Raw genomic sequence first — 23494 nt, 5'->3', positions numbered from 1 at the left:
GCGTGCCCGACGAGTCGGAGGAGCCCGACCCAGCCCGCGAGGGCGGGCCTCGCGAGACGACGACCGGAGGCATCCGGCGGGTGGGCCTGCTCGCCGGAGCGCTCAAGATGGCGCTCGTCCTCGTAGCCCTGTGGTGGTTCAGCCGCGTCGTGCGCCGCGTCGACTGGCCCGCGGTCTGGGACGCCGTCACGCAGCTCGGGGTCCTCGAGGTCGTCTGCCTGCTCGCGGTCGTCGCGGTGCGCCAGTGCCTCAACGCCGGCCCCCTCGCGGTCTTCGTCCCGTCACTTGGGCTGCGCCGGGCCGTGTCCAACGACCTGTCAGCCAACCTCGTCGCGACGGTGGCGCCTCCACCGGGCGACGTCGTGCTGCGCATCGCGATGGTGCGCTCGTGGGGGACCCCGCCCACCGAGGGCATCGCCGGGATCTCGCTCAACACCGTGACCTACTACGTCGCCCGCTTCGGGGCGCCGGTCCTCGGCCTGGGGCTCGCCGTCGTCGCCGGTCAGGTCGAGCCGACGTATGCGTGGACGGCCCTCACGAGCGGAGCCGTCAGCCTCGTCGTGGTGGCCGCCCTCGTCATCGCGTCCCGCGGTGAACGCCCCGCGGCCCGGGCCACGGAGTGGACGGCCGTCCGGCTGCGCCGCTTCTCGGCGCGCGTCGACCCCGTCGAGTGGGCGAGCCGGGCGGCCCGGTTCGTGCGGCAGGCGGCCCACGTGCTGCGCCGCGGCTGGGCACCGGCCATGGCGTGCCAGTTCGCTCTCGTGCTCAGCGAGGCTCTTCTGCTCCTGCTCTCTCTGCGCTTCGCCGGCATGCCGGCCTCGGCGGCGTCGGCGGTCACGATCGTCATCGCCCTCCTCGTCAGCTACCCCCTGACGGCGCTGCCCTTCGGCGGTGTCGGCGTGCTCGACGCGGCTGTCATCGCGATCCTCGGCCTCGAGCAGGGCCCTTACGAGGCAACGGCGGTCGCAGGTCTCGTCGTCTTCCGGGTGTGCTGGATGCTCGTGCCACTCGTCCTCGGCGCGGGCACCGTCACCTGGTGGCGCCGGCAGCACGCCGCAGAGGCGGCCGAGGTCAGAAGCGCCACACGAGCGGGATGAGCGTGACGGCCACTGCCATCCAGACGAGCAGCACGGGCAGACCGAGCCGCCAGTAGTCGCCGAAGCGGTAGCCACCCGGCCCCATGATCATCATGTTGCCCGGGGTCGAGATCGGGGTGAGCAGCGAGGCGGCCCCGGCGACCGCCACGAGCATGAGCACGGGCTGGACCGAGACCCCCGTCTCCTGGGCCGCGGCCACGGCGATCGGCACGACGATGAGCACCGTCGCGGTGTTGCTGACCACCTCGCCGACGACGGCCGTCAGGGCGAACAGCGCGACGAGCAGCAGGTAGGGCCGGCCGCTGCCGACGACGTCGATGAGGCCCTTGGCGACGAGGCCCGCGGCGCCGCTCGTCTCGATGGCGGTCGAGAGCGGGATGAGCCCGCCGATGAGGACGACGGTCTGCCACGACACGGCGCGGTAGGCCTGGTTGACGCTCACCACCCGCGTCAGCACCATCGCCGTCGCCGCGGCGAGGCCCGCGATCGCCGGCGGCACGACGCCGAGCGCGAGCAGCACCACCATCGCGAGCAGCACGACGATGGCCCGCCCGGATCTCGCGCCAAGTGGAACCGCTTGTCGCCGAACAAGATCGGGTGAGTCGACGAGAAGGACGTCGCGGTCGTGCACGAGCTCCTCGATCGAGGTCCACGTGCCGTGCAGCAGGAGGCTGTCGCCCGCCGTCAGCTCGAGCGGCGACGCACCGACGTCGCGCCCGAGACGGCGGATGCCGAGCACGACGAGATCGGTGCCCCGCAGCTGGCCGGGGAACGACGTCTCGCCCACGAGCGGTGACCGGGGAGGCACGACGACCTCCACGACGCCCACCTCGCGGTTCATGATCCCGGCGGTCCGGACGGTGATGGGTCGCATCGCGACCGCGAGGCGCAGCTCGGGCACGAGGCGCCCGACGGCGTCGCTGGCACCGCTGACGATGACGACGTCGTCGTCGTCGACCGCGGTCGTGCCCGTGACGGCGTGGCCGCCCGCGCTCTGCACGCCGATGAGCGTCACACCGGGGTATGCCGTGAGGTCGAGTCTCCCGGCCGGCACCCCGACGACCGGTGAGCCGGGTCGCACCCGGAGACGGTAGAAGCCGTCGTGCAGCTCGTAGTACGCCGCGAGCCGGTCGGCGTGGCGACCGAGGTCGCGCACCGGCCGGGTCGAGGGCCGCCGGGGGAGCACCCGGGGGCCGAGCACCACCCCGAGCACGATCGTCACGACGACGAGCGGCAGGCCGACCACCGCGAAGTCGAAGAACCGGAAGGGCTGCGACCCGGCGTCGACGGCCGCGTTGGAGACGATGACGTTGACCGGGCTGCCGGTGAGGGCGAGCAGCGAGCCGGCGCTCCCGGCGAAGGCCATCGGCATCAGCATGAGCGACGGGGACCGCTTCAGGCGGGTGGCGAGCACCAGGACCATGGGCATCAGGGCGGCGACCGAGCCGTTGAGCGTGATGACGGCCGTCAGGACCGCGCACAGCCCGAGCACCGCGACCATGAGGCGCACGGCCCCGTCGCCGACGACGTCGATGAGCCGCTGGCCCGCCCACGTGGTCACGCCCGCCGAGTCGATGGCCTCGCTCACGACCAAGAGCGAGGCGATGAAGACGACGACGGGGTCGCCGAAGCCGGAGAGGGCCGTGGTCGCGTCGACGAGACCCGTGGCATACAGGGTGAGACAGGTCAGCACCGCCACGCCACCGACGGGCAGGCGGTTCCAGACGAAGAGGACCACGGTCGCCCCGAGGACGACCAGGCTCGTGGTGGCCGGGCTCACCGTCTCATCGTGGTCGTCGCCGCCCGCGGGCCGGTCACCCCCGACGGGTGAATCGGGATGAACGGCTCGGCGGACATGCTCGGAAGGACCCCAGGTCCCTGCCCTCGGAAGGAGTCGTCGTGAGCACCCCAGCCATGCGCACTCTGGATCCCGTCCCGTCCACGCGGTCGTCCGCAGCCGTCGACGTCGTCACCCAGCTGCCCGGCCCCGACGAGGTCGGCGCCGTCGCCGTGCCGGTCGCGGAGGGCGCCGAGCCGCCGGCCGAGATCGGCCAGGACTCGACGGCCCTGGCCGCCGCCGGGTTCACCGGCAAGCACGGCGAGACGCTCGTGCTGCCGAGCGGCGGTCGCGCCCTCGTGGCCGTCGGGATCGGGGCCGTCGGCGACATCGACGAGGCCTCGGTGCGGGACCTGGCTGCGGCCTTCGCCCGCGCCGTACCGCAGCACACGAGGCTCGCGGCGGAGCTGCCGGACCGCGACATCGGGCTGTCCCCGGCCGACTTCGCGCGGGCCGTGACCGAGGGGGTGCTGCTCGCGCGGTGGCGCTTCCGCATCAGCGACTCGGCCGAGGACCAGGTCCTCGAGCGGCTCGTCCTCGTCACTCCCGCGGAGCACTCCGAGGCCGTGGTGGCCGGGGTGCGCCGGGGTGAGGTGCTGGCCCGGGCCGCCGCGCTCGGCCGCGACCTCGCCAACTGCCCCGCGGCCGTGCTCACGGCGACCCGCATGGGTGAGGTGGCGCAGGAGCTGGGCGGCGCCGCCGGGCTCGAGGTCGACGTCGTCGGCAAGGACGAGCTCGTCGAGATGGGCTGCGGCGGTCTGCTCGGGGTCAACCTGGGCAGTGTCGAGGAGCCGCGCATGGTGCGGCTGCACTACGTGCCGGAGGGGCCGTCGCGGGGCCACCTCGCCCTCGTCGGCAAGGGGATCATGTACGACTCCGGCGGCATCAGCCTCAAGCCGAGCGACGAGTCGCACGCGCAGATGAAGAACGACATGACCGGCGCTGCGACGGTGCTCGCGGCGATGACGGCCCTGCGCGACGCCGGCTGCGAGACCGAGGTCACCGGCTACCTCATGTGCACCGACAACATGCCGTCCGGCTCGGCGCTCAAGCTCGGCGACGTGCTCCAGATGCGGAACGGCAAGACGGTCGAGGTGCTCAACACCGACGCCGAGGGGCGCCTCGTCATGGCCGATGCGCTCGCACTCGCGGTCGAGCTCGACGTCGACGCCATCGTCGACATCGCCACCCTGACCGGGGCCTGCCTGCGCGCCCTCGGCGTCGACGTCGCCGGGGTCATGGGCAACTCCCCGGCCCTCGTGGACCAGGTGCGCGCGGCGGGCGACGCCGTCGACGAGCCGGTCTGGCCCCTGCCGCTCCACCGCCGTTACCGCTCGCAGCTCGAGTCGCCGATCGCCGACATGACCAACATGGGCGGACCCAACGCCGGCCAGATCACCGCAGCGCTCTTCCTCGCGGAGTTCGTCGGCGACAAGCCCTGGGCGCACATCGACATCGCGGGCACGGCGCAGCTGCCGGAGGCCCGTGGCTGGCGCAACAAGGGCGCCACCGCCTTCGGCAGCCGCCTGCTCGTCGAGCTTGCGTGCGCCTTCGAGCGGCCGTCGGGGAGTGGGGCCGGGTCCGGGACCGGGTCATGAGCACGGCCGCCCGGGCCCACGACTCGTCCGGCCAGGGGTCCGACGAGTCGTCCGGGCGAGGTGCGGGGCCAGGGGAGGTCGGGCGGCACCCAGCGCTTCCTCGACGCCATCGAGCGGCTCGGCAACAAGGTGCCCCACCCGGCGCTGATCTTCCTCGCGCTCATCATCGGGGTCATCGTGCTCTCGCACGTGCTCTACCTGACGGGTGCGAGCGTCACGACCGACGTCGCCGAGCCGGGCTCGGTCCCGGCCGTGCCCGACTACGAGGGCGGCACCGCGGTGCCGGGCTACCCGCACCCACCGACGGGGGCGGTCCCGGACTACGAGATCGAGCGCGAGACGATCACCGCCAACAGCCTGCTGACCGGTGACGGCATCCGCTTCATCTTCACGACGGCCGTGCAGAACTTCAACGACTTCGGCGTCGTCGCGGTCATCCTCGTCGCCATGATCGGCGTCGGTGTCGCCGAGGAGGCCGGCCTCATCGCCGCCCTGATCCGCACGATGGTCAAGGTCGCTCCCCGCGGCGCGATCACCTTCATCATCGTCCTGCTCGGCGGCATCTCCAGCGTCGCGTCCGACGCCGGCTACCTCGTGCTCATCCCCCTGGGCGCAGCGGCTTTCGTCTCGCTGGGGCGGCACCCGCTGGCGGGCATCGCGGCGGCCTATGCCGGCGTCAGCGCGGCGTTCTTCGTCAACGTCCTCATCACGCCGGCCGACGGCATCATCACGGAGGTCACGAACGAGACCATCGGCCTCGTCGCGCCCGGCGTCACGCTCAACGTGACGCAGAACTTCTTCTTCAGCACCGCATCGCTCATCTTCTGTGCTGTCGTCATGACGTGGGTGACCGAGCGGCTGCTCGAGCCGCGCCTCGGCAGGTGGGACTCCTCCGAGGCGGCCGAGGAGGCTCCCGCCGAGACCGTCCAGACCGACGAGGAGATGGCGCTCGAGTCACGGGGCCTGCGGATGTCGCTCATCTGGACGCTCGTCGCGGTCGCCGTCGTGACCCTGCTGACGGCGCTGCCCGGTGCTCCGCTGCGGAACCCCGACACCGGCGAGATCTTCGGCTCCTCACCGTTCATGAGCAGCCTGCTCTTCATCATCTCGATGCTCTTCCTCGCGGCCGGCCTCGGCTACGGCAGGGGAGCCAGGACGTTGACCGGCAGAACCAACGTCATCAACGCCATCGTCAAGACGTTCAACGGCCTGGGTGGCCTGATCTTCCTCATGCTGCTCATCGCCCAGTTCATCGCGTACTTCAACTACTCGAACATCAGCAAGCTCGCCGCGACCGGCCTCGCCGACCTCCTCGAGAGCGCCAACATCGGGGCCCTGGCCCTGCTGATCGGCTTCATCCTGCTCGTCGCCGTCATCGACCTGATCATGCCGGGCGTCATCCCCAAGTGGGCGATCCTCGCCCCGATCTTCATCCCGCTCTTCTACCGGCTCGGCATCGCGCCGCAGACGGTGATCGCGGCCTACCGCGTCGGCGACGGCCCGATGAACGTCATCACGCCGCTCATGGTCTACCTGCCGTTCATCGTCCTCGTCTGCCAGCGGTACCAGCGCAGGTCCGGTCTCGGCACCGTCGTGTCGATGATGATCCCCTACACCGCGATCGTGCTCGTCACGTGGATCATCTTCTTCGTCGTCTGGTACCTCGTCGGGATCCCGTGGGGACCGGGCGCTCCCGTCCACCTCAACTGACAGGCGGCACAGGTGGGTGAGGTGGACGTGGACCCGGACGGGCCCTTCGCGCAGGTGTCGACGGGCCACCTGCCCGAGGACACCACGGTCGGCGAGCTCGTGCAGGCGGCCTACGACGAGCACCGGCACGTCACCGACGGCGCGGTCGCGACCTACATCTCCCAGCTCGCGGCCGCGGACCCGACCGGGTGCGCGGCCTCGGTGGTCTCCGTGACGGGACGTGCCTTCGAGGTCGGTGACGCGGCTGTGCGCTTCTCGATCCAGAGCGTGTCGAAGCCCTTCGTGCTGGCGCTCGTCGTCGAGGCCCTCGGACCGGACCGGGCTCGGAACCTGTTGGGCGCCAACGCGACCGGGCTCGCCTTCAACTCGGTCATGGCCGTCGAGCTGCACGACCACCGCACCATGAACCCCATGGTCAACGCCGGCGCCATCGCCGCGACCAGTCTGGCCCCCGAGGTCGCTGCCCGGCGCCCCGCCCGAGGTGCCGCGGACCCGGCCGACTCCCCGGACCGGGCCTGGGACGTCGTCCTCGGCGGGCTGTCCGCCTTCGCCGGGCGCACCCTCGAGGTCGACGACGAGGTCTACGCCTGCGAGTCCGCCAGCAACCTGCGCAACCGCAGCATCGCCCACCTGCTCCACAGCTACGGTCGCCTGCACTGCGACCCCGACGTCGCGACCGACCTCTACACGAGACAGTGCTCGGTGTCGGTCGATGTGCACGACCTCGCCGTCATGGCAGCCACCCTCGCGGACGGAGGGGTGAACCCCCTGACCGGCGCGCGCGTCGTGTCGGACCGGACGTGCGCGCACGTGCTCGCCGTCATGGCGACCGCCGGGCTCTACGAGCTGTCGGGCGACTGGCTGTGGGAGGTCGGGCTGCCGGGCAAGAGCGGCGTGAGCGGCGCCGTCGTGACGGTCGCGCCGGGCAAGGGCGGGCTGGCCGTGTGGTCGCCGCTGCTCGACGACGCCGGCAACAGCGTCCGCGGGCAGCTCATCACGCGCTCGCTGAGCAGGGCGCTGGGGCTCAACGTCTTCGCGTCGGCCCCGGACCCGCACACCACCCAGCCGGCCACTGCCCACCCCACCTCGCCGGGCGGGTGAGGCGCGGGATCCCTTGCGGCGTCTAGCGTTTCAGCCAGTGGCCGGCGCGACGGTTGAGACCGGAGAGACGGTGGGCAGGCCGAAACCGTCGACGAAGACGTTGACCGTGACGCTGCCCGACTTCTCGAAGCGGAAGGTCACGGGCAGCAGCCGCCCGGCCCGGACGTCGACCAAGAGGCCGACCATCTCGAGGTGCAGGCCGCCCGGGTACTGCAGCGACACGACGCCGGCGGCGGGGACCTCGATCTGGACCGGGCTCGCAGTGCCGTCGGTGCCCGGGCGCATGACGACCTGCCGCGCGTAGACGGTGCTCACGGCCACGAGCCGGTCCGCCGTGTCGCCGTCGTTCGCGAGCGTGGTGAACAGCCCGGTGTTGGAGCCCCCGAGCAGCTTGCGCTCCTCGGGTGCGTCGATGCGAGTGGCGAGCAGGCGGATCCGGCCGGTCTCGGCGTTGACGCTCGTGCCGCGGGCCGGGTTGGTGATCCGCTCCTGCACCGGGTCCGGTTGGGACGTGCACGCGGCGAGCGGCACGAGGCTCGCGGACAGGAGCGCGGCGGTGACGACGGTGCTGGTCCTCATGTCGTCACGGCAGGAGGGGTCACCCTGACCCCGAGTCCCCCTTCGAGGGTGATCGGGAGGACCGGGACGTGCGGCGAGGAGCCGGTCTCAGCACTGCGCATACGGCGTCGTCGTCGGGCTCGGGGTGGCTGGCGGCCGGCGCGGGGGAGCGGCCGGCCCCGGGGACGGTGTCGTCGAGGGCGTCGCCGCCTTCGCCGGGGCCGGCGCCGCGATGCCGCGGCGCACGAGGGCCCGGATCCTCGCGTAGTCGGGTGCCCACGGCTTGATGCCGTCGTCGAGCGTCAGCGAGACGCTGTTGAGCCGGGCCCGCTGCGCGCGCTCGACGAGCTCGACGAAGGCCGGCAGGCTCGCGGCCGGGATGTCGGTGTAGATGTTGTCGCGCGCGATCCGGGCCAGCCGGGGGTACTGCCGGACCATCGCCGCCGGGTCGACCTGCTCGACGATGGCCTGCACGACGCAGCGCTGCCGGGCCTGCCGGTAGGTGTCGCTGTCGGCCGCGCGCGACCGGGCGTACCAGAGCGCGTGCCAGCCGTCGAGGTGCTGCCGTCCCGCGCGGAACCACTCCTTGACGCCGACGACACGGTTGTCCGCCGTGACGTGGCCACCGACCGGCAGGGGTCCACCGGTCCCGGCGTCCTTGACGTTGACGTCGATCCCGCCCATCGCGTCGACGAGCAGCGAGAAGCCCCTGAGGTCGATGACGACGACGTGGTCGATGGGCAGCCCGACGATCTGCTGCACGCTGCCTCGGACCTCCTCGCGACCGGGCACGACGCCCTTGGCGTAGGCGCCCGGGTGGTCGAGCGCATACGCCTCCGCCTCGCCGTAGAGGTTGGTCAGCTGGCACTGCCCGGTCTCGCCGGGGGCGTTCTGCGCGCACGTGCGGTCCGGCGCGCCGAATCGGCCGGACGGGTAGCGCGCGCGGAGCGGGCTGCCGGGGGCGAGCGGCGCGTAGAGCAGGTTGCGCGGCATCGAGACGAGCGTCGTGCGTCCCGACCTCGTGTCGATGCTGGCGACGATCATCGAGTCGGTCCGGATGCCGGTGCGGTCCGAGCCCGCGTCGGACCCGAGGAGCAGCAGGTTGACCCGTGCCTGCGCGGCCCACGGGTCCGCACCCTCGGTCACTCGCGCGCCGACGCCGGGCTGCTGTGGCGGGGCGGAGAAGACGGCGCTGACCGTGTCACGAGTGATGAGGGCGTAGTCGACGGCGACGACGGTCCCCGCCCCGACCGCGCCGGCCATGACCGCGGCGAAGGCGCCGAGCAGCACGGCGCCGAGGCGCCCGCCGGGACGGGGCCGGACCTGCACGGCGGTCAGCAGGATCGACGCGCACCAGAGGAAGCCCCAGGCGGCGATGACGAACGCCGCGGGCCGCAGCGCCTCCGGTCTCGACACCACGTCGAGGACCGCGCTCGAGAAGCCGCGGGACCACACGGCATACGCGACTGTGCCCAGGACGACGAGCGTGACGGCGACCATGACCCACCCGAGCCGGCCCAGCCAGCGGTTGCGGGCCCGCGTCAGCCCGGCACCGGGGACGAGCGTCCCGAGGACCGTTAGGGCGAGCGCCCGGCGCCAGCGCGGCCCGTCCGCTGCCATCGCGCTCCTCCCGGCCTGCTTCCCGGCAGGTCACCCACCTTCCATGATGCCGCCGCGGAGGCAGAGCGCGCGGCGCGTTGGGTGAGGATCCCGAGATGTGCTGTTCGTCCTCGGGCCCGTCGGGTACAGGGCACGTGGCGGCATCGTCGCCCTTCAAACAGTAGGGGCGGCGGTGGCGTCCCCACGCGGCGAGGTGGTCGCGGGCGCCGGGGACAGCGAGACGGCACCCGCTCGGGGGATCGGGTGCCGCCTCACCCACACCATCGCGGCCCGCGCCGATGCGTTACAGACACCCGCGGCGTATGCCGTCAGCGGTGTCCGTGACCGTCGACGGGTTCGCCGCCGTGCTGGGCGCCGTACACCGCGGCCTGGGTGCGTCGCTCGAAACCGAGCTTCGCGAGCAGCCCGGACACGTAGTTCTTGACGGTCTTCTCGGCCAGGTGCAGCCGGACGCCGATCTGGCGGTTGGTCAGGCCCTCGGCGATGAGGTCGAGGATCTCCTGCTCCCGGTCGGTCAAGGAGTCGGGACCCGCCCACGGCCCGGACCGGCCGTCGTGCCTCGCATGCCCGGGACGGCCGTCGTGACCGTGCTCGGTGTCGGCGCCCCCCTCACGCCGGCGGATGCGCTCGAGCAGGCGCTCGACGAGCGCCGGGTCGATGAGGGAGTGGCCGGCGGCGACGTGCTCCACGGCCTCCGTCAGGGAGGGCCCGCGGATCTGCTTGAGCAGGTAGCCCGAGGCGCCTGCCATGACCGCCGCGAAGAGCGCCTCGTCGTCGTCGTAGGAGGTGAGGATGAGGCACCGGGTGCCGGGGCTGCTCACCTGGACGTCACGGCAGACGTCGATGCCGCTCCCGTCTGGCAGCCGGGCGTCGAGCAGCGCGACCTGGGGCGCGAGGGTGGGGATGCGGCGCAGGGCCTCGGCGGCGGTGCCGGCCTCGCCGACGACCCGGAAGCCGTCATGCGACTCGAGCAGGTCGATGAGCCCGCGTCGGACGATCTCGTGGTCGTCGAGCAGGAAGACCGTGATCGGCTCGGTCACCTGGTCTGTGGCACGGTCCATGTGAGCACCGTCCCCCTCTCGTCCGTGGTCAGCGTGCACTCGCCGTGGCGGGCCCGGGCCCGGCACGCGAGGTTCTCGAGCCCGTGGCGGTGGCCGGCCCCGGAACCACCGGTCGCGTCGCCGGTCGCCTCGCCGGTCGGCGACGCCGTCGCGGGCAGCGTGAACGGAGGTCCGTCGTCGATGACCTCGACGGTGACGGACGCCGGCGTGACCGTCACGTGGACGTCGACGTGCGTGCACCGTGAGTGCTTCACGACGTTGGTCAGCCCCTCGCGCAGCACCGCGGTGACGTCGTGGAGCAGCGCGGGGTCGAGCACGGTCGCGACGGGTCCCTCGAGCCGCAGCGCCGGCTCGAAGCCGAGCCCCGCCGTCGACGACGTCACGACGTCGAGGAGCACGGCCCGCGGGTCCAGGGACGACCGGATGTCCTGAAGCTCGAAGATCGTGGTGCGGATGCGCCGGATCGTCTCGTCGAGGTCCTCGACGGCTCGCCCGAGCGCCTCGCGCACGGCAGGGTCGCTAGCGCGTCCGTTGGCGGCCTCGAGCGTCAGCTCGGTGGCGAAGATCCGCTGGATGACGTGGTCGTGGAGGTCGCGGGCGATCCGGTGGCGCTCCTCGAGCATCGCGACGCGTTCCTCGTCTCGGCGACCGTCGGCGAGCTCGAGGGCGACGGCGGCGTGCAGCGCCAGCTGCTCGGCCGTCTCGACGTCCGCAGGACTGAAGGGGTGGCTACCGACGCGCCGTGCCAGGACGACCGCGCCGCGCACGTCGGTCTCGCCGACGAGGGGGCACGCCACGGCGGGACCCCAGATCCCGTCGGCGATGACGGGGGTCAGGTCCGGTTCGGCGGGGCCGGTCCCATCGAAGACGGCAGGGCGTCGCTCGCGCATCGCCGTGCCGGCGAGCGACGGGGCCGAAAGGTATGCCGTGCCGAGCAGGTCATCGGTCTCCACCCCCCGAGCCACTTCGATGACGAGATGGGTCACGTCCTCGGGGGCCTCCGGCGCGGCTGCCGCCTCGTCGTGCCCCTCCGGGAAGTCGAGTGTCACGACGTCGGCGTCGGTCAGGCGCAGCATGGCGTCGGCGATGCGGAGCAGGACCTGGTCACCGAGGCCGGGCCGCAGCAGGTCGCGGCTGATCTCCGCCGACGCGCGCAGCCACTCCTGCCGACGCCGGGACTCCTCGTAGAGACGGGCGTTCTCGATCGCGACACCGGCGCTCGCCGCCAGCGCCACGACGAGCTCCTCGTCGTCGGCGCTGAAGTCGGACCCGTCGACGCGCTCGGCGAGGTAGAGGTTGCCGAAGACCTCGCCCCGCGACCGCACTGGCACCCCGAGGAAGCTCTTCATGGGCGGGTGGCCGGACGGGAAGCCGACCGACCGCGGGTCGTCGGAGATGGCGTGCAGTCGGATCGGGGCGGGCTGCTCGATGAGCGCGCCGAGCACACCGCGGCCGGTGGGCAGGTGTCCGATGCGCTCGACCGTGGCGTCGTCCATGCCCGAGTGGATGAACTGCTCGAGCATGCCGTCGGGGCCGATCACGCCGAGCGCGGCGTAGCGCGCCCCGGCGATGGCACGGGCGGCCTCGACGATCCGGCGCAGCACCCCGGGGAGCGCGAGCTCGGAGACGACGGAGCGGTTGGCGGCGAGCAGCTCGCGCAGCCGGCGTTCAGCCGACCCGGGCTGTCCGGACGCGGCGGTGAGGGCCGGGACGGGGACGACCATCAGCGGGCCGTGCTCGGAGGGCACGCCGCGATGACGGCCCACGGGGTCGCCGCACGCGTCGACGTCATGTCCCAAGGCTAGGCCCGGCGGGCCCGGCCGGGGGGCGTTCCGGCGGGCGTTGTGAGCAGGCCGTCAGTGCGCCCCGCGCCGGGCCGCCGTCGGCACGCGCTGCGAGCCGAACGACCGTCCCGTCAGGCGCTCGACCGTGATCCCGATGAAGACGTTGCGCACGCCCCCGGCCCAGGGCTCGGCACCGTCCACGGTCCACAGGTGGGTCAGCAGGGCGGGCGAGGCGACGGCCTGGCAGCGTCCCCGGGCGATGAGGCTCCAGCCGGTGTGGCGGGTGGCGTCCAGCTCGTCGACCTCGAAGACCACCTGGGTCGGGCGGACGAGCTCGGAGAGCACCCCGAACGGCGACGTGCGGAAGACGATGAGGTCGGCCACGCACGCGTAGCTGACCGGGAAGATCTGTGGGCCGTGGCCGGCGCTCCAGCCGATGCGACCGACGTCGCGGGACTCGAGCAGGGTCTGGCACTCGGTGGGCGTCAGGTCGACGTAGTTGATCCTGCGGTTCGACCTCGGCGCGTGCGGCGCGCGGGTGCGGTCGGGGCCCACCCTGTGGCTGCTGGGGCTGGTCATGTTCATCTCAGGCTCCTGTGGTCTGGCTGGTCGGAGTCAGCCGGTGCGCCCGCCGCCCGCCGTGGGCCGCCGCGCCCCGCGCGACCGGACGGCCGAGCTCGACGGCGGAGAGCGCACGCGGCTCCGGTGTTGCCGCGAGCAGCATGGTGCGGCAGCGGTCCAGCTCGGCGCGCACGCGAGCCAGCTCGGTGCGCAGCTCGAGGAGGTGGACGAGGTGGTCCCCGACGCTGCGGGCCCACGCGTCCACGGCACGCCAGTCGGCGCACCACGTCATGGGGATCGTCGACTCCCCGTCGTTCGGGGTCCGGGTGCCCTGAGCCACCTCGACCGACTGGGGGTCGTCCGCGTCGATGGCCTGCGGTGCGCCTCCGTCGCGGTGGCTGACCCGGAGACGGTGGACGGCGAGGACGAGGTCGAAGCCGTCGGTCGTCGTGACGGCGACGCTCGGCCGGCACGCGACCCGGTGCCCGGCCCGGGTCAGCTCGTCGGCGATGGTGGCGGCGATGGCCTCGTCGATGCCGGCCGTCGCGGCCGCGAAGGACGGTGCGGGCGGCGTCACCTCGGTCACCACGTCGCAGGTCGCCGCCGGCTCCGTGGACGAGGTGGACGAGGTGGACGGTTCGCCGACGTTCGACTCCTCGCGCGCCGTGGCCGGGACCGGGGCGGTGGCCTCCCGCACCAGGCCGACCTGGACCGGTGTCGTGGTCTCGCTGGGCGGCGGTGGGGTGGAGTACGTGATGAGGACGGTGCACATGGTGCTCTCCTGGTCGAAGCCGTCGGGCGCGGCGCTGCGTCGATGGTGCCTGCGAGCGCCACGGCCGGGACACGGCCGAAGGTCGTGGGTTGGTGGGACCAAGGTCCCGAAACGGACAGGCCTCTTGCACCTGCCACCGTGCGGTCGGCGGGCCGCATGCTGGGTGGAGAGGTGACGCACCATGGACGAGATGACACGCCCCGAGGGTGGACCGACGGCCGACCGACGCATGGGCCGGATCGTGGTGGGGGTGGACGGTTCTAAGCAGAGTCGCATCGCGCTCCGCTGGGCCTGCGCCGACGCGCGCGCCAAGGGGGACATGGTCGTCGTGGTCGCGGTGTGGCACCTCTACCCATTGGCTCCGCCCGAGCGAGTCGGCACGTCGCCGTGGTGGTTCACGGCCGACCCCCAGGAGGCCACCGAGGCCTACCTCGGGGAGGTCGTGGACGAGGTGGCGGACGACTTCCCGGACGTCCTCATCGAGCAGCAGGTCGTCTCCGGTCACGCGGCCGAGGAGCTGATCCACCTGTCCGCCGCCGCTGAGGAGGTCGTGCTCGGAGCCACCGGCAGTGGAGGATTCGCGGGCATGAATCTCGGCTCGACGAGCCGCGCGGTGCTCGAGCACGCGCTCAGCACGGTGGTCCTCGCCCGCTGACGCCGGCGCAGGCGCTCAGGCGTCAGCGGTCTCCGCGGTGTGCGCGGGGAAGGTCGCGTGCCAGGAACCGTCGTCGGCGCGGCGGGCCAGCCCACGGTCGGCGAACGCCTCCAGCCACCCCTCCATCGGCCACCAGCCCCAGCGCCCGGCGAAGCGGTTGGCGTTGGCGACGATGTCGTGCACGTGCTGCACCGGCGGCGACGAGGTCGGGTGGTGCTGGTGGTGGGCGAGCGCGCCGCCGACCCAGAGGAGCCGGCCTCCGGCTGCAGTTACGCGTTGCCCGAAGTCGGTGTCCTCACCGCCGTAGCCGACGTAGCCCTCGTCGAAGCCCCCGAGGACCCGCCAGGAGCGCACGGTCAGGGCGAAGGACAGCGACCAGAAGAGGCGCAGGTCGGCCGCCTCGCGGACCTCGTCAGCATTGAGGACGGGTCGGGCCGGGTGGGGCGCGGCGAGGCCGGCAAGGGCCTTGAGACCGAGGTCGCGGTAGTCCCGGCCCTCGGGGCTGGGCGGCAGGTAGGCCACCTCGCCGGCAAGGACGACCGGCGACTCCCCGACGGCGCGGACCCGGGAGTCGTCGAGGACGTCGGAGGCATCGGGCTGAGGGGGGTCGACGGTCGCGAGCACGCCGGCATACCGCTCGAGCACTCCCGGTGAGGGGATGCAGTCGACGTCGAGCAGCACGACCCGGTCGGCGCCGGCCCCCGCGGCGGCGTCGACGCCGAGGTTCCGGGCGGCGGCGAGGGGCAGGTGGCCGTCCTGACGGGGCAGGGAGGGCACGAGCACGTCCCAGCCGCATGCGTTCGCGCGGGCGAGGTCACCGACGTCGGGGTCGTCCATGGCGACGACGACGTGCACCTCGGGCTGGAGCCGCTGCTGACGCAGTCCCCAGAGCTGGCGCTCGAGGTGGTCGTGGCGCCCATGCACGATGGTGACGACGGCGAGGCCGCCCGCGCCGTCGGTCACGACGCGGTCCGGGTGGCCGGCCGGGCACGCACGTCGCGGTCTGCCAGCGCGTCGAGGTGCGCGGCGGCGGTCGCGGCGCCGTGTCCGGTGGACCACCGCCGCCAGCCGTCACCGCCTCGGTGAAGCGCCCGGTCGAGCAGCCCGGGCCACTGGTCGGCGGCAGCGGGCCAGGTGTCGACGCCCACCGCTGCGCCGAGCCGGTCGACGGCCCGAGCGGTGGCCACCTGCTCGTCGAACGGGCGGGGCTGGGCGACCACGACGGCCGGCCGTCGGGCCGCGGCGACCTCGGCCACGGCGTTCTGGCCGCCGTGCGTCACGACGACATCGGCGGTGGCGAGCTCGGACCACAGGTCGGGTGAGGGTGAGCCAGGGCCGCGCTCGACCCACTCCCAGCCGGGGGTGGCTGCCCGCGCGGCGGCCACCTGGACGGCCGAGGTGCCATGCCCGCCGCCGCCCCAGAGGAGCAGGACGCGGCGGGGCGCGTCGACGTCGGTGCGCCCCGCAGGCGCCAGGCGTTCAGCCGCTCCGGCCGGTCGTCGGCCGTCGAAGCGCGACAGCCCACCCACGGTCCAGAGCTTCGCGCGCCACGCCTCGGGCCAGCCGTCGGTGTGGGCGCCGTCGGGCCACGGGGCGAGCAGCGCGTCGGCCACGTCGTAGGCGAGCGAGTGGGTCCGGTCGGTGCGCACCCCGGGCATGGCGAGCACGACGACCGGCACGCCACAGAGGCGGCTCAGCAGCGCGACCTCGACCGAGACGTCGACGACGACGAGGGATGGACGTGCCCGACGGATCCACGCGGACACCGCGGCCGCGCGCCCCGCGAGGCCCTCGTCGTGACGCGGCACCCAGTGCAGCACGCTATGAGCGGTCGCGTCCGCGGACGCAGCCTGCTCCGGCGCCAGTGCGTCGTCGCGCTCGAGCTGCATCCACGGGCCGTCCCAGGACGCGGGCGCAGGCAGGGAGCTGAGGCCGGTGACGGGGGAGCGCAGGTGCTCCGCGACGGCCTGGAGCCGCGTGAGGTGACCCAGGCCCTGGTGGTGGACGTAGTAGCCGATCACGCGGCACCGGGCAGGGCAGCGAGCGACTGGTAGCGGGCGAGGTACTGCTCGACCATGCGGTCCACCGAGCAGGCGGCGACGGCATGGGCCCGGCAGGCCTCCCGGTCCAGCCCGACTGCGGTCGCCACGGCCTGCGCGGCCTCGGCTCCGTCGGCGTCGGGCCGGAGCAGCACCCCGACACCGGGGACGACGAACTCGCGGAGACCACCGCGGTCCAGCGCGACCACCGGTGTGCCGCACGCAAGGGACTCTGCCGCGACGAGGCCGTAGGGCTCGTCCCAGTCCGGTGTCACGAGCAGGGCCGCGCTGCGGCCGACGAGGTCGACGAGCGCCTCGGTGTCGAGATGGCCGACGTACGCGATGTCGTCGTCGAGCTCGCCCGCCACGTAGCGCTCGAAGTAGTCGACGTCGCCGACGGGTCCGGCGAGACGCAGCCGCCGTCCGGACGCTCGCGCCATGGCGATGGCCCGGTGCGGGGCCTTCTCCGGGACGATGCGGCCGACCCACACGAGGTCCTCGCCGCCGGGCCCGGCGACCCAGCGCCGCACGTCCACTCCGTTGTGCACCACGTCCGCGGACGCGACGTGCGACCAGGAGCGTGAGGTGTGCTGGCTGACCGCGACGAAGTGTCCCCGCCGCAGCCCACCGCGGGAGCGGGCGTCGATGGCGATGGCCGGCTCGAGCCACGGCGTCGGGGGCGTGTGCAGGGTCGTCAGCACTGGCACGTGCAGGGAGTTCGCCATGGCGACCGGGAGGTGGTGGAGGCTGTTGTTGTGAACGACGTCGATGTCGTCACGGTGCTGGAGGGCCACCATGACCTGCAGGTAGGCGTGGTGCTCACGCAGCCACGCCTCCGGGACCATCGACACGTCCGAACGGGCGGCGTCGCTGAGGCGCAGCGGCGCGATGTCGAGCTCGGTCGCCCCCAGCGCGGGGTCGCTGCCCGGGCCCGCGAAGAACGTCACCTCGACCCCGCGGTCGCGCAGCCCGCGCACGAGGTGCCAGGTCAGCGACTCCAGGCCGCCGGCGAACGGTTCGGCGATCGGGTGCCTCGACGAGCCGAGCACTACGACGTGCACGGGACACCCCGCTTCGCCACGGCTGCGAGCACGTCGGCATACACCTGCTCGTGGACGCGGGAGATCTCGAGACGCTCGCGGCGGCGCTCCTCGGGGACGGCCCGCCACGTCGGGCGGTCGCGGTAGGCGCGAACGAGCCCCTCGCGCAACGGCGGGGCGCCGGCCCCGCTCCGCGCGGGCGCCGAGCCCGGCACGCCGTAGAGGATGCAGGGCCGCTGGTCGGCGTAGTAGCCGCAGTCGGGGGCCAGGACCGTGGTGCCGAGGTCGTAGCACGCCTCGAGCCAGCCACTGTGCGTGCCGAACCGGTAGGGCAGGACCGAGACGTCGAGGGACTGGAGGTAGTCCCACAGCTCGTCGTCGGTGAAGTAGTCGTGGACGTGCAGCTCGATCCGGCCGTCGTCGGCGAGCCGGCGCAGGCACGGCTCGAGGTCGGCGGCATGGCGCGGGTTCCCGGGCGTCATGACGTCGGTGTGGGCGTCGACGCGCAGCCGCGCACCCGGGAGCTCGGGCAGCGTGGCGACGATCTCCTCGATGACCGGCAGAGGGTCCATGCTCGCGCGCAGGCTCTTGGCGTGGACGCCGATGACGAACCCGGCGTGCGGCACCCGCTCCTGCGAGAGCCGCGGCTCCTCCACGACGTGCGGGTGGGGCACGACGAGCGCCTCGCGGCCCCATCGCGCTGCGATCTCCGCGGCCGCGCCGGCGGTCAGGGTCAGCACGGCGTCCGCGGCCCTGACGAGGACGCCGAGCTGGGCGTCGTGCAGTCCCGGCTCCGGGTGGTGCGGGTTGCGAAGGTCGTGCACCGTGACGACGAGCGGCTTGCCGTGACGCCTCAGGCTGGCGACGACGTCAGCGAGGTCGTCGGGCGAGACGGCGTCGAAGCCGAAGTGCACGTGCATGACGTCGAACTCGTCCGCGTGCTCGTCGACCCACCCGGCTTCGAGCATCCCCGGCGGCCACCACTGCGCGTCGGGGACGTCGGCCCGCGGTCGCGGGTCGGGCAGGCGGAGGACCGTCGTCTCGCCGTCCGGCGGTGCGAGGTGCCGGACGTAGACGTGGCCTGACGGGACGGACGCGATGACGGGACTCAACCGGTTGCCTCTCGGTACGCACGCCCGACGCCCAGCGATCGAGGGGGCGTCGGCGCGGGGTCGGTGGCCGCTGGGCTGGAGCCTCCGTCTGTCTCCATACCCGCGTCGTGCACGCCGCGCACCGCGGTCGTCGAACGTGCCCGACATGGGCGTTACGTCACGAAAACGGGGTATGCCGGGTGCGTCCCTCTCGTGGGCGCCTGCGTGGGCGCCTGCGTGGGCGCCTGCGTGGGCGTCAGGCCGGCTCGGCGATCCCCGCCCGCTCGCGGCGACGCTCGAGGTAGCGCATCACCGGGGTCGCCAGCGTGCCGTGCACCATGACCGACAGCAGGATGGTGAAGGCCACCGTCGACCACATCCATCGCTCGTCGGCGAACGCGTGCTCGCCGGCCGCGAAGGAGAGGTAGTAGAGCGAGCCGATGCCGCGCACGCCGAAGAAGGCGGTCGCGAGGGTCTCCTTGCGGCCGAGGCCGCCGGGCAGGTCGGCCGGTCGGGCCCGCAGGCGGAGGCTGACCCAGCCGGCCGCCGGGCGCAGCACGAGCACGAGGGCGAGCGCGATGACGACGCCGCGCCAGTCGAGCTCGCCGAGCACACCCTTGGTCATGGCCATGCCGAGCATGAGCAGGATGATGAGGGTCAGCAGGCGCTCGAGCCGCTGGACCACCTCGTGCATCGAGCGGTGGTAGTGGTGGTTGCGCTCGGCCGCGCGCAGGGTCATGCCGCACGCGAAGACCGACACGAAGCCGTAGCCTCCGACGAGCTGGCTGACGCCGTAGGTCATGACGAGGGCCGCGAGCGCGAGGAGCGGCTCGCCCTGCTCGGCCAGACGCAGTGAGCGCCGCGAGGAGCGGAAGGCGAGGCGGGCCAGGCCCCAGCCCACCGCCACGCCGGCGAGGACGCCGACGACCACCTTGCCGACGAGGTCCCAGGCGAGCCACTGCAGTCCCCACGAGCCGACCGAGGACAACCCGCCCGCGGGCGCGAGCAGCACGGCGGCCGTGACGAAGGGGAAGGCGAGGCCGTCGTTGAGACCGGCCTCGGACGTCAGCGCGAAGCGCACGTCGTCCTTCTCGTCGACGGGCTCGCCGAGCGCCTCGTCCTCGTCACCGCCGTCGTCAGGGGAGTCGGGTGCATCCGGGGTCTCGACCCGCGGCCCCTCGACCTGGACGTCACTCGCGAGCACGGGGTCGGTGGGCGCGAGGGCCGCGCCGAGCAGCAGGGCCGCTGCCGGGGCGAGGCCGAGCCCCCAGCCGAGCAGGGCCACGGACGCGATCGTCAGCGGCATCGCGAGCGCGAGCAGCCGCCACGTCGGCGACCAGGCGGCCCACGCGGCGCGGCTGCGCCACTCGAACGAGCGGTCGATCGCCAGCCCGACACCCATGAGGGCGACGAGGATCGTGAACTCCGTGACCCGTTCGACCTGTGGCCGGATGACGACGGGGTCGAGGCGCATCCCCTCGGGCAGCGGCAGCAGCCCGATCACCATGCCGAGGACGAGGAGCACCATCGCGGCCGACACGGCATACCGGTCGAGCACGGAGGGGAGCACGGCTGCGAGGAACATCGCGACCCCGGCGATGAGGTAGATCAGGTTGATGGACATGACGACACGCGGGTACTCCTCCGGATTGGCCGGGGTTGGCCTCCTGATGACCTACCCGGGACGGCGGCGAACCGATCGGGCCCTCGCGTCCCACAGCTCCGGGGGTCTACCGTCGGCAGGAGGAAGGACGGCGACGGATGGGCGGTAACGAGCTCCAGGTGGACGACGAGCTGCGCGAGGTCGCCGAGTCCTTCGCCCAGCTGGGTGTCGAGCTCGAGTCCATGGGTCCGGCCGCCGCCCTCGACGCGGTGGCCCGGATGGCGGTCGAGCGGGTGCCCGGCGCCACGTGCGCGAGCATCACGACCTTCTCCCACGGCCGCTTCCGCACCGTGGCGGCCACCGACGACCGCGCCCGCCGCGCCGACGACATCCAGTATGCGTTGGGCTCGGGTCCGTGCCTCGATGCCATCGTCGAGGACGCGCTCTACCGCCCGCGGGACCTGCGCCACGACAGCCGGTGGCCCGAGTACGGCGCGAAGGTCTCGAGCGAGCTCGGCCTGCTCAGCATGCTGAGCTATCGCCTCGGCCACGAGACCGAGGAGACCATCGACGGCCTCAACATCTACGCCGACGAGGTGGCCGCCTTCGACGAGCGCGCCGAGCTCGTCGGGCTCATGCTGGCCACGCACGGAGCGCTGGCCGTGGCGCTGGCGGCCAACCAGCAGCACGTCGAGAACCTCCAGAAGGCCCTCGTCACCAACCGCGAGATCGGCGTCGCCATGGGCATCCTCATGGCGCGCCACCAGGTGACGCGCGACCAGGCGTTCGGCCTGCTGCGGATGGCGAGCCAGAACGCCAACCGCAAGCTGCGCGAGGTGGCCCAGCAGGTGGCCGACACCGGCGCCCTGCCCGCGATCGTGCGTGGCCGGACGCCGGCAACGGCAGTGGAGCACGAGCCGGCGCCGAGCCGGGACGCCCCCGGGTGATTCGCCGGCGGAGGCGATGACCGCCGTCAGGAGACGGAGGTCATCGCCTCAGCCTCGAGGGGCTCGACAGAGTTCTCGACAGAGTTCTCGACAGGGTTCTCGACGGGCTTCTCGGTGAGGTGGTCGTGCAGCCGCACGGTGATGCGCCTCAGGGTGCGCGACACCTGCATCTGGCTGACGCCGCGGGCCTCGCCGATCTCGCGCTGGGTCATCCCCTCGACGTAGCGCATGAGCAGCAGCTCCCGCTCGTCGTCGTCGAGCTCGGTGAGCGCCTCGGTGAGGCAGACGCGGTCGTCGGCCGCCTGCAGCTCCTCGTCGACCTCGGCGAGGAACGTCGAGAGGCCGGGGCGTTCGTCGTCCGCGGGGCTGCAGTCGAGCGAGAGGGGCCGGAAGCCGGTCGCTGCGGACGCCACCTCGCGCACCTCCTCGACCGTCGCTCCCACGGCTGCTGCGAGCTCGGCGTCGGTGGGCGTGCGGCCGAGCTCCTGCTCGAGCTCGGCGCGAACGGCCTGGAGGTCGGCGCGCAGCTCCTGCAGACGCCGCGGCGGGCGCACGACCCACCCGCGGTCGCGGAACCAGCGCTTGAGCTCGCCCGAGATGGTGGGCACCGCGTAGGCGGCGAACGACGGGGCGTGCCCGGGCTCGTAGCGCCGGATGGCCTTGACGAGGGCGAGCCGTGCGACCTGGACCAGATCGTCATGCTCGACGCCGCGACCGTCGTAGCGTCCGGCCATCGTCGTGCACAGGTCGAGGTAGAGGATCACGATCTGCTCCACGACCTGCTCGGACTCGTCGGGGTCGTCGGTGGCCGCCAGTCTCGCGAAGAGCTCGGACGTCTCGGCGTCGCGCTCGGCGAAGGAGGGTCGGGTGTGAGAGGTGTGCTGCGCCATGACTCATCTCCGGATGTCTCGGATACGGAGTCGGCGCTGTGGTTGGACCGCTCAGACCTTTCGACAGTGCCACGATCCCGGCGATTTCGCAATGGTCGGTATGTGTCCCGCACCTGCGCGGTGGGGGCACGGTCTCGTTCGCCCCGTCCGTCCTCAGGGACGGTGAGTGGGTAGGAGGAGGCGAACAGCAGCCGACTGGAGGGATGAGGTCATGTCCGACATCGCCGACCGCGCCGAGAGCCTGGTGCGCCACGACGACCAAGGTGGCTTTCCTGCGCAGCAGCAGGAGCCGCCGGGCCTGACGAGCCGAATGGACCCGACGCCGGACCACGGCGAGGAGACCTACGTCGGGCACGGGAAGCTCGAGGGGAGAAGGGCGTTCATCACCGGTGGCGACTCCGGCATCGGTCGCGCCGTGGCCATCGCCTACGCCCGGGAGGGGGCCGACGTCGCGATCGGCTACCTGCCGAGTGAGCAGTCCGACGCCGAGGACACCGCCGAGTGGGTCGAGAACGCCGGTGGCACAGCCGTTCTCGTGCCGGGCGACCTCGTCGAGCGGCAGACCTGCATGCGCGCCGTGGCCGACGCGGTGCGTGGCCTGGGCGGCCTCGACATCCTCGTGAACAACGCCGGATACCACTGGGACCGCGGCCCGGAGGGGCTTGAGGGGCTGCAGCCGGAGCACGTCGAGCGGGTCATGCGCACCAACCTGCACGCCGTGCTGTGGCTCTGCCAGGCGGCGCTGCCGCACCTGGCTCCGGGGTCGTCCATCATCAACACGACGTCGATCCAGGCCTACGACCCGTCGCCGGCACTGCTCGACTACGCCGCGACCAAGGCGGCCCTGAACAACCTGACCGTCAACCTGGCAGCATCGTTGGGGCCCAAGGGGATCCGCGTCAACGCGGTGGCGCCCGGGCCCATCTGGACACCGCTCCAGCCGGCGACGCGCGACAGCAAGAAGATCGAGACCTTCGGTGCGGACACGCCGCTGGGCCGCGCCGGGCAGCCCGGTGAGGTGGCGCCGGCATACGTCTTCCTCGCATCGCCGGCCGATGCGAGCTACGTCTCGGGAACCGTGCTCGGTGTCACCGGGGGAGGGGCGGTCTTCTGAGCTGCCCCGTGGCCACGAGAGGTGGGGCGCGACCCTTCAGTCGCGCTCCCAGGGGGCCTGCTCCCCCATCTTGGCGTAGTACTTCGCCAGGTGGCTGCGGACCCGGTCACGGTCCTTGTCGGGCAGGTCCACGCCGCCGCGCGATCCCTGCATGACGGCGGCTGCCGCCATGACGCCGCGAGGGACGGCGCGCAGTCGCCCGTCGACGACGTCGGCGACGAGGAGCTTGTAGGCCGTGAAGTTGTCCTTGTGCTCGGCGTCGTACCAGACGTGGGCGTCGCGGTACTTCGCGTTGGGCTCCTCGGTCGCGTCCGCCCATGTGCGCACCCGCTTCTCGGCGGCGTCGCCGTCCCACTCCCGGTCGCGGTCGGCGAGAGGAAGATCCTGGTAGCTCGTGACGCTCATGGCGCCCTCCT

21 protein-coding genes are annotated in these 23494 nt (G+C 72.9%); 7 read left to right on the top strand and 14 right to left on the bottom strand.

Translation table 11 applies throughout. The features are described from left to right. Window positions 1–2: 2 nt before the first annotated feature. Complete coding sequence (locus IEY30_RS09875; RefSeq protein ID WP_030193924.1) at window positions 3–1097, top strand: lysylphosphatidylglycerol synthase domain-containing protein; 1095 nt, start codon at window positions 3–5, stop codon at window positions 1095–1097. Here the strand turns inward: IEY30_RS09875 and IEY30_RS09870 are convergent. Then, window positions 1072–2877, bottom strand: coding sequence for an SLC13 family permease (locus tag IEY30_RS09870; protein ID WP_030193926.1), 1806 nt, complete (start codon window positions 2875–2877; stop codon window positions 1072–1074). The two genes, IEY30_RS09875 and IEY30_RS09870, sit on opposite strands and share 26 nt — an antisense overlap. 119 nt (window positions 2878–2996) lie before the next feature. Here IEY30_RS09870 and IEY30_RS09865 point away from each other — a divergent pair, with 119 nt between their 5' ends. From IEY30_RS09865 to glsA, 3 genes are read left to right on the top strand one after another with little or no spacing between them, the layout of a single operon-like run. Then, entirely contained in the window at window positions 2997–4532 is a 1536-nt protein-coding gene (locus IEY30_RS09865; RefSeq protein WP_229674926.1) for a leucyl aminopeptidase family protein, read from the top strand. Between the two features lie 60 nt (window positions 4533–4592). After that, window positions 4593–6242 carry an AbgT family transporter gene (locus tag IEY30_RS09860; RefSeq protein WP_030193930.1) on the top strand — a complete coding sequence of 550 codons (1650 nt, stop codon included), beginning with the start codon at window positions 4593–4595 and terminating at the stop codon, window positions 6240–6242. Between the two features lie 21 nt (window positions 6243–6263). Then, a complete protein-coding gene (gene glsA / locus IEY30_RS09855) occupies window positions 6264–7343 on the top strand; it encodes a glutaminase A (protein WP_043416013.1) in 1080 nt (359 codons plus the stop codon). 30 nt (window positions 7344–7373) lie between these two features. On the opposite strand, the gene IEY30_RS09850 is transcribed toward glsA, so the two are convergent. The 6 genes from IEY30_RS09850 to IEY30_RS09825 all read right to left on the bottom strand — a co-directional run bounded on the left by IEY30_RS09850 (window position 7374) and on the right by IEY30_RS09825 (window position 13699). Next, a complete protein-coding gene (locus tag IEY30_RS09850; protein WP_030193934.1) occupies window positions 7374–7922 on the bottom strand; it encodes a copper chaperone PCu(A)C in 549 nt (182 codons plus the stop codon). 87 nt (window positions 7923–8009) lie between these two features. After that, on the bottom strand, window positions 8010–9521 hold the full coding sequence (locus IEY30_RS09845; RefSeq protein WP_052358302.1) for an LCP family protein: 1512 nt from the start codon (window positions 9519–9521) through the stop codon (window positions 8010–8012). 308 nt (window positions 9522–9829) lie between these two features. Then, complete coding sequence (locus IEY30_RS09840; protein ID WP_030193938.1) at window positions 9830–10582, bottom strand: response regulator; 753 nt, start codon at window positions 10580–10582, stop codon at window positions 9830–9832. Continuing rightward, entirely contained in the window at window positions 10558–12330 is a 1773-nt protein-coding gene (locus IEY30_RS09835) for a sensor histidine kinase (protein ID WP_052358303.1), read from the bottom strand. The genes IEY30_RS09840 and IEY30_RS09835 overlap by 25 nt, the downstream gene beginning before the upstream one ends. Window positions 12331–12438: 108 nt before the next feature. Next, entirely contained in the window at window positions 12439–12951 is a 513-nt protein-coding gene (locus IEY30_RS09830; RefSeq protein ID WP_052358304.1) for a pyridoxamine 5'-phosphate oxidase family protein, read from the bottom strand. 1 nt (window position 12952) lies between these two features. Next, the gene (locus IEY30_RS09825) at window positions 12953–13699 is read right to left on the bottom strand and encodes a hypothetical protein (protein WP_030193945.1); all 747 of its coding nucleotides are present in this window, start codon (window positions 13697–13699) and stop codon (window positions 12953–12955) included. Window positions 13700–13880: 181 nt separating this feature from the next. Between IEY30_RS09825 and IEY30_RS09820 the strand changes: the two genes are divergently transcribed. After that, window positions 13881–14354 (top strand): universal stress protein, encoded by a 474-nt coding sequence (locus tag IEY30_RS09820; protein WP_052358305.1) that lies wholly within the window; start codon window positions 13881–13883, stop codon window positions 14352–14354. A gap of 15 nt (window positions 14355–14369) precedes the next feature. Here the strand turns inward: IEY30_RS09820 and IEY30_RS09815 are convergent, their stop codons facing one another. The 5 genes from IEY30_RS09815 to IEY30_RS09800 all read right to left on the bottom strand — a co-directional run bounded on the left by IEY30_RS09815 (window position 14370) and on the right by IEY30_RS09800 (window position 20148). Further along, the gene (locus IEY30_RS09815; RefSeq protein ID WP_030193951.1) at window positions 14370–15317 is read right to left on the bottom strand and encodes a glycosyltransferase family 2 protein; all 948 of its coding nucleotides are present in this window, start codon (window positions 15315–15317) and stop codon (window positions 14370–14372) included. Then, window positions 15314–16375, bottom strand: a complete 1062-nt coding sequence (locus tag IEY30_RS09810) for a glycosyltransferase (protein WP_188960122.1) — start codon at window positions 16373–16375, stop codon at window positions 15314–15316. Before IEY30_RS09810 ends, IEY30_RS09815 begins: the two co-directional genes overlap by 4 nt. Then, window positions 16372–17454 carry a glycosyltransferase gene (locus tag IEY30_RS21865; RefSeq protein ID WP_030193957.1) on the bottom strand — a complete coding sequence of 361 codons (1083 nt, stop codon included), beginning with the start codon at window positions 17452–17454 and terminating at the stop codon, window positions 16372–16374. The genes IEY30_RS09810 and IEY30_RS21865 overlap by 4 nt, the downstream gene beginning before the upstream one ends. Beyond that, a complete protein-coding gene (locus IEY30_RS21860; protein ID WP_030193960.1) occupies window positions 17442–18545 on the bottom strand; it encodes a glycosyltransferase family protein in 1104 nt (367 codons plus the stop codon). Before IEY30_RS21860 ends, IEY30_RS21865 begins: the two co-directional genes overlap by 13 nt. A 235-nt stretch (window positions 18546–18780) precedes the next feature. Further along, window positions 18781–20148: a cation:proton antiporter domain-containing protein gene (locus IEY30_RS09800; RefSeq protein WP_030193963.1), complete on the bottom strand. Its 1368-nt coding sequence runs from the start codon at window positions 20146–20148 to the stop codon at window positions 18781–18783. A gap of 137 nt (window positions 20149–20285) precedes the next feature. Here IEY30_RS09800 and IEY30_RS09795 point away from each other — a divergent pair, with 137 nt between their 5' ends. Beyond that, a complete protein-coding gene (locus IEY30_RS09795) occupies window positions 20286–21074 on the top strand; it encodes a GAF and ANTAR domain-containing protein (RefSeq protein ID WP_052358306.1) in 789 nt (262 codons plus the stop codon). 26 nt (window positions 21075–21100) lie between these two features. On the opposite strand, the gene IEY30_RS09790 is transcribed toward IEY30_RS09795, so the two are convergent. Further along, entirely contained in the window at window positions 21101–21964 is an 864-nt protein-coding gene (locus IEY30_RS09790; protein WP_052358307.1) for a sigma-70 family RNA polymerase sigma factor, read from the bottom strand. Window positions 21965–22175: 211 nt separating this feature from the next. Between IEY30_RS09790 and IEY30_RS09785 the strand changes: the two genes are divergently transcribed. Beyond that, a complete protein-coding gene (locus IEY30_RS09785) occupies window positions 22176–23078 on the top strand; it encodes an SDR family oxidoreductase (RefSeq protein ID WP_030193974.1) in 903 nt (300 codons plus the stop codon). Window positions 23079–23114: 36 nt separating this feature from the next. On the opposite strand, the gene IEY30_RS09780 is transcribed toward IEY30_RS09785, so the two are convergent. After that, window positions 23115–23483: a hypothetical protein gene (locus IEY30_RS09780; RefSeq protein WP_030193977.1), complete on the bottom strand. Its 369-nt coding sequence runs from the start codon at window positions 23481–23483 to the stop codon at window positions 23115–23117. Window positions 23484–23494 lie beyond the last annotated feature (11 nt).

This window comes from Terrabacter tumescens, from assembly GCF_014646815.1.
Lineage (GTDB): Bacteria > Actinomycetota > Actinomycetes > Actinomycetales > Dermatophilaceae > Terrabacter > Terrabacter tumescens.
This window is presented reverse-complemented; position numbering and strand designations above follow the sequence as displayed.

Bases quoted from the DNA above. Each gene is read 5' to 3' on its own strand.
- IEY30_RS09785 (WP_030193974.1), top strand. From the start codon at position 22,176: ATGTCCGACATCGCCGACCGCGCCGAGAGCCTGGTGCGCCACGACGAC.
- IEY30_RS09790 (WP_052358307.1), bottom strand. From the start codon at position 21,964: ATGGCGCAGCACACCTCTCACACCCGACCCTCCTTCGCCGAGCGCGAC.
- IEY30_RS09845 (WP_052358302.1), bottom strand. From the start codon at position 9,521: ATGGCAGCGGACGGGCCGCGCTGGCGCCGGGCGCTCGCCCTAACGGTC.
- IEY30_RS09830 (WP_052358304.1), bottom strand. From the start codon at position 12,951: ATGAACATGACCAGCCCCAGCAGCCACAGGGTGGGCCCCGACCGCACC.
- IEY30_RS09795 (WP_052358306.1), top strand. From the start codon at position 20,286: ATGGGCGGTAACGAGCTCCAGGTGGACGACGAGCTGCGCGAGGTCGCC.
- IEY30_RS09825 (WP_030193945.1), bottom strand. From the start codon at position 13,699: ATGTGCACCGTCCTCATCACGTACTCCACCCCACCGCCGCCCAGCGAG.
- IEY30_RS09840 (WP_030193938.1), bottom strand. From the start codon at position 10,582: ATGGACCGTGCCACAGACCAGGTGACCGAGCCGATCACGGTCTTCCTG.
- IEY30_RS09780 (WP_030193977.1), bottom strand. From the start codon at position 23,483: ATGAGCGTCACGAGCTACCAGGATCTTCCTCTCGCCGACCGCGACCGG.
- IEY30_RS09820 (WP_052358305.1), top strand. From the start codon at position 13,881: ATGGACGAGATGACACGCCCCGAGGGTGGACCGACGGCCGACCGACGC.
- IEY30_RS09800 (WP_030193963.1), bottom strand. From the start codon at position 20,148: ATGTCCATCAACCTGATCTACCTCATCGCCGGGGTCGCGATGTTCCTC.
- IEY30_RS09850 (WP_030193934.1), bottom strand. From the start codon at position 7,922: ATGAGGACCAGCACCGTCGTCACCGCCGCGCTCCTGTCCGCGAGCCTC.